This window comes from Pseudorhodobacter sp. (assembly GCF_030452865.1).
In the GTDB taxonomy this organism is placed as follows: Bacteria; Pseudomonadota; Alphaproteobacteria; order Rhodobacterales; family Rhodobacteraceae; genus Pseudorhodobacter.
The window spans coordinates 1-4,036 of record NZ_JAKDLJ010000336.1; the positions used below are offsets into that span (position 1 = coordinate 1).

A 4,036-nucleotide genomic window follows, 5' to 3' on the forward strand; every position below is an offset into this window, starting at 1 on the left:
GCCAACAAGGATCGGCAGACCAAAGCCACCAATCCGCGCGGCGGTTTCGTTCATCATCCTTGTGTTGGTGCTTCTTCTGCGCCCGCAAGGGATTTTCGGGCGAGGGGTGGCGTGATGGAGCTTTTGGCCTATGCCGCGTTCTTCCTGACCATTGCGCTGACCTATGCGGTGATTTCACTCGGGCTGAATGTGCAATGGGGGCAAACCGGGTTGTTCAATGTCGGCATCGCGGGGTTTGTCGGCCTTGGGGCTTATACCTCCGCCGTGCTGACGACGCCGGATGCCGCCGCGCGGATTGGTGGCTTTGGTCTGCCGATCCTTGTTGGCTGGGCTGCGGCGATGGGGGTTGCGGGGCTGGCGGCATTTGCCGTGGGGTTTTTGACGCTGCGAATGCGGTCAGATTATCTGGCGATCACCACCTTCGGCGTCGCGGTGGCGTTGCAACTGGTGTTTCAGAATTGGGAATCGGTAACGGGCGGGGCCTTTGGGATGGCCTTCATCCCGCGCCCGTTCGCCGGGCTGCAATCGCAACCTTTCGCCTTCAACCTGTCCAATTTGGCGGTGACGGCGGCGGTGGTTCTGGCGGTCTATCTGCTGCTCGAACACCTGCTGCGCAGCCCTTGGGGCCGGACCCTGCGGGCGGTAAGGGAGGATGACATCGCCGCCCGTGCGCTTGGCAAGAACCCGACCCGCATCCGCCTGCAAGCCTTTGCGCTTGGCGGCGCGATCATGGGGCTGGCGGGGGCGGTGCAAACCCATTTCATCGGCTTTGTCGCCCCCGGAAATTTCCTGCCTATGATGACATTTCAGGTCTGGGCCATGCTGATCGTCGGCGGTTCCGGCAACAATCGCGGCGCAATTCTTGGCGCGGTTCTGGTCTGGGCGATCTGGGCGTTGTCGGGTGCGGCGATCGCGGAGTTGTTCCCCGCCGATCAGCAAGCCCGTGCGGCCTCGCTGCAAATTGTCATCATCGGGGTGATGCTGTGCCTCATCCTGCTCTGGCGCCCGCAAGGGATTTTGCCCGAACGCAGCGCCCGTCGTAAGAAGGAAATTCTCAAATGACCCATACTGTCACAACCCCCGACCGCACCCATCTTGCCCAAGGATTGGAAATCTCCCGGGTTGTAACAGGGCTTTGGCAAGTCGCGGATCAGGAGAAAGACGGCACAGAGCTGGACCGGGCAACGGCGGCGAAGGCGCTGGAAGGTTACGCGAAGGCCGGCTTTGATACGTTCGACATGGCCGATCACTACGGCAGTTCCGAACTCATCACCGGCGAAATGCTGCGCCGTTGGCACGGCAAACCCGGCCCCCGTGCCTTTACCAAATGGTGCCCCGCACCGGGGCCGATGACTGCTGATATCGTGCGCGCGGGTGTGCAGGAGCGGTTGACGCGGCTGGGCGTGGCACGGGTGGACCTGCTGCAATTCCACTGGTGGAGCTTTGAGCATCCGGCTTGGCTCGACGCTTTGCAGGAGATGACGAAGTTGCGGGAGGAAGGGCTGATCGGGGAAATCGGCGTCACCAATTTTGACGCCGCACATCTGCATCTGGCGCGGGTCGAAGGCATCCCGCTCGTTTCCAATCAGGTGCCGTTTTCGCTGATCGACCGCCGGGCTGCCGGGCCTTTGGCGCAGATCTGCGCCAAACATGACATGAAGCTGCTGGCTTACGGCACCCTTGGCGGTGGCTTTCTGTCGGAGCGCTGGCTGGGCAAGCCCGAACCTGCCGAAATGCAGGATTGGAGTGGGTCGAAATACCTGCGTTTCATTCAGGCCTCCGGTGGTTGGAGGGGCTTTCAGGCCATTCTGCGCGCGGCGGAGTTGGTGGCGCGCAAGCATGGCGTGTCGATTTCCAATGTCGCAACCCGCTGGGTGCTGGAACATCCCCACGTCGCCGCCACCATCGTCGGCGCGCGGTTGGGCGGCAATGTACATCGCGCCGACAACCTGCGCCCGTTCCAGTTCGCGCTTGATGCCGAGGATCACGCGACGCTTGACGATGCCTTTGCGCAAACCCAACCCATTCCCGGCGATTGCGGCGATGAATACCGCCAACCCCCGTTCCTGACGGCATCAGGTGATCTGAGCCATCATCTCGATGCAATGCCGCTTGCACATGAGGCGACACCAGATGCGACCAACCCCGACCGCGCCCGCGTGTTTACCGGCTCAAAATGGGAGCCGATTGCAGGCTATTGCCGCGCCATCCGTGACAGCGACCGCATCCTCGTGTCTGGCACCACTGCCACCCACGGGCAGGACCATATCATCGCCCCCGGCGATGCGGCTGCGCAAACCACCTATATTCTGGACAAGATCACGGCGGCCATCCGCGCCCTTGGCGGCAAGCCGCAGGATATTCTGCGCACCCGGATGTATCTGCAAGGGATGGAGGATGTCGAACCCGCGTCCCGCGCGCATGGCCGTTTCTTCGCCGATTTTCCACCTGCCAACACGACTTTCCTTGCCGGTTCCCTGATCGGCGATTTCCGGGTGGAGATCGAGGCCGAGGCGCGCATTCCCGCTTGACCCCTTGGCTTCCCGTCCAGCCCCGTGTTTAACGGTGGGGACGCAACACACGCCAAGGCAGTGAGCCAATGAATGACTTGATTGCCGGCATGATTGCAGCGATGCGGCTGGTGTTTACGCTGGATGCGGAACTGGTGGAAATCAGCCTGCGCTCGCTTCAGGTGACGCTTTCGGCACTGGTGATCGCGTCGGCAATCGCGCTGCCACTTGGCACCTATCTGGCGGTGCAACGCTTTCGCTTTCGTCGGATTGTGATTTCCGTTCTCAACGCCTTCATGGGCTTGCCGCCTGTTGTGGTTGGCTTGACCGTCTACGTCTTCCTGTCCCGCTCCGGCCCCTTTGGCGTTTTGGGGCTGTTGTTTACGCCAACAGCGATGATCATTGCGCAGGTCATCATCATCCTGCCTTTGGTCGCGTCAATCACGCATCAGTCGATGCGGGAGTTGTGGGCCGAATATCACGACCTGCTGATCTCGCTCCACGCCAGCAAATGGCAGCGCATCACCACGTTGATCTGGGACGGGCGGCGCAACCTGTTGACGGCAACACTGGCAGGCTTTGGCCGCGCGATTGGTGAGGTGGGCGCGATCATGATCGTCGGTGGCAATATCGACCACGCGACGCGGGTGCTGACCACTGCGATTGCCTTGGAAACCGGTAAAGGTGATTTCGCGCTGGCGCTTGGGCTTGGCTTCGTGCTGATCGCGATTGCGCTGGCAGTCAACCTTGCCATCCACTCGCTGGCCCATACCGAACGGGGGCGGCATTGGTGACAGATACACTGCTTCCCGTCACGCTGACCGATGCGACCGTGCGCCGCAAAGGGCGCAACCTGCTTGGCCCGATCACGCATCGGCTGGACGGCTCCGGCATCACCATCATCATCGGGCCGAACGGGTCGGGCAAGACCACGCTTTTGCGTGCTTTGCACGGGTTGGAACGGCTGGACGATGGCCGCATTGAATGGGCGGTGCCTGTCGCGAAGGCGCATCGGCGGCAAGCCTATGTGTTCCAAACCCCGATCATGCTGCGCCGGTCGGTGCTGGCCAATCTGCGCTATCCGCTGACGCTTACGGGAACCTCGCGCAAAGTCGCCGACACAGCCGCGAAGGATTGGGCGGCACGCATCGGCCTGGACCACATGCTGGAAAGCCACGCGCCGCGTCTGTCGGGGGGGGAGCGGCAAAAGCTCGCCCTTGCCCGCGCCTTGATCACAGCACCCGAGGTGCTGTTGCTGGATGAACCCAGCGCCAGTCTCGATGGTCGGTCCACCCGCGAAATTGAGTCGCTTTTGCACCTTGCCAGCGCGCAAGGCACCCGTATCATCATGGCAACGCACGACATGGGGCAGGCCCGTCGCCTTGCGGGTGACGCGCTTTTCCTGCTGTCGGGGCGCATCCATGAACACGGCGCAGCCGCCGAATTTTTCGGCGCACCGAAGACCGCTGAACTCAGCTCATTCCTCAAAGGAGATATCGTCGAATGACCCGCTTGTTTACCCTCAC

Annotated in this window: 4 protein-coding genes; all 4 read left to right on the forward strand. The window is 62.0% G+C overall.

Annotated elements, in window-relative coordinates:
* Positions 1-1,062, forward strand: a 1,062-nt coding sequence (locus L0H65_RS15755) for a branched-chain amino acid ABC transporter permease (protein ID WP_301460037.1), incomplete at its 5' end; no start/stop codon positions are given.
* Positions 1,059-2,531 (forward strand): aldo/keto reductase, encoded by a 1,473-nt coding sequence (locus tag L0H65_RS15760; protein ID WP_301460038.1) that lies wholly within the window; start codon positions 1,059-1,061, stop codon positions 2,529-2,531. The genes L0H65_RS15755 and L0H65_RS15760, both read left to right, overlap by 4 nt.
* A 68-nt stretch (positions 2,532-2,599) precedes the next feature.
* Positions 2,600-3,304 carry an ABC transporter permease gene (locus tag L0H65_RS15765; RefSeq protein WP_301460039.1) on the forward strand — a complete coding sequence of 235 codons (705 nt, stop codon included), beginning with the start codon at positions 2,600-2,602 and terminating at the stop codon, positions 3,302-3,304.
* A complete protein-coding gene (locus L0H65_RS15770) occupies positions 3,301-4,017 on the forward strand; it encodes an ATP-binding cassette domain-containing protein (RefSeq protein WP_301460041.1) in 717 nt (238 codons plus the stop codon). The genes L0H65_RS15765 and L0H65_RS15770 overlap by 4 nt, the downstream gene beginning before the upstream one ends.
* The last annotated feature ends 19 nt before the right edge of the window (positions 4,018-4,036 follow it).

Bases quoted from the DNA above. Each gene is read 5' to 3' on its own strand.
- L0H65_RS15765 (WP_301460039.1), top strand. From the start codon at position 2,600: ATGAATGACTTGATTGCCGGCATGATTGCAGCGATGCGGCTGGTGTTT.
- L0H65_RS15760 (WP_301460038.1), top strand. From the start codon at position 1,059: ATGACCCATACTGTCACAACCCCCGACCGCACCCATCTTGCCCAAGGA.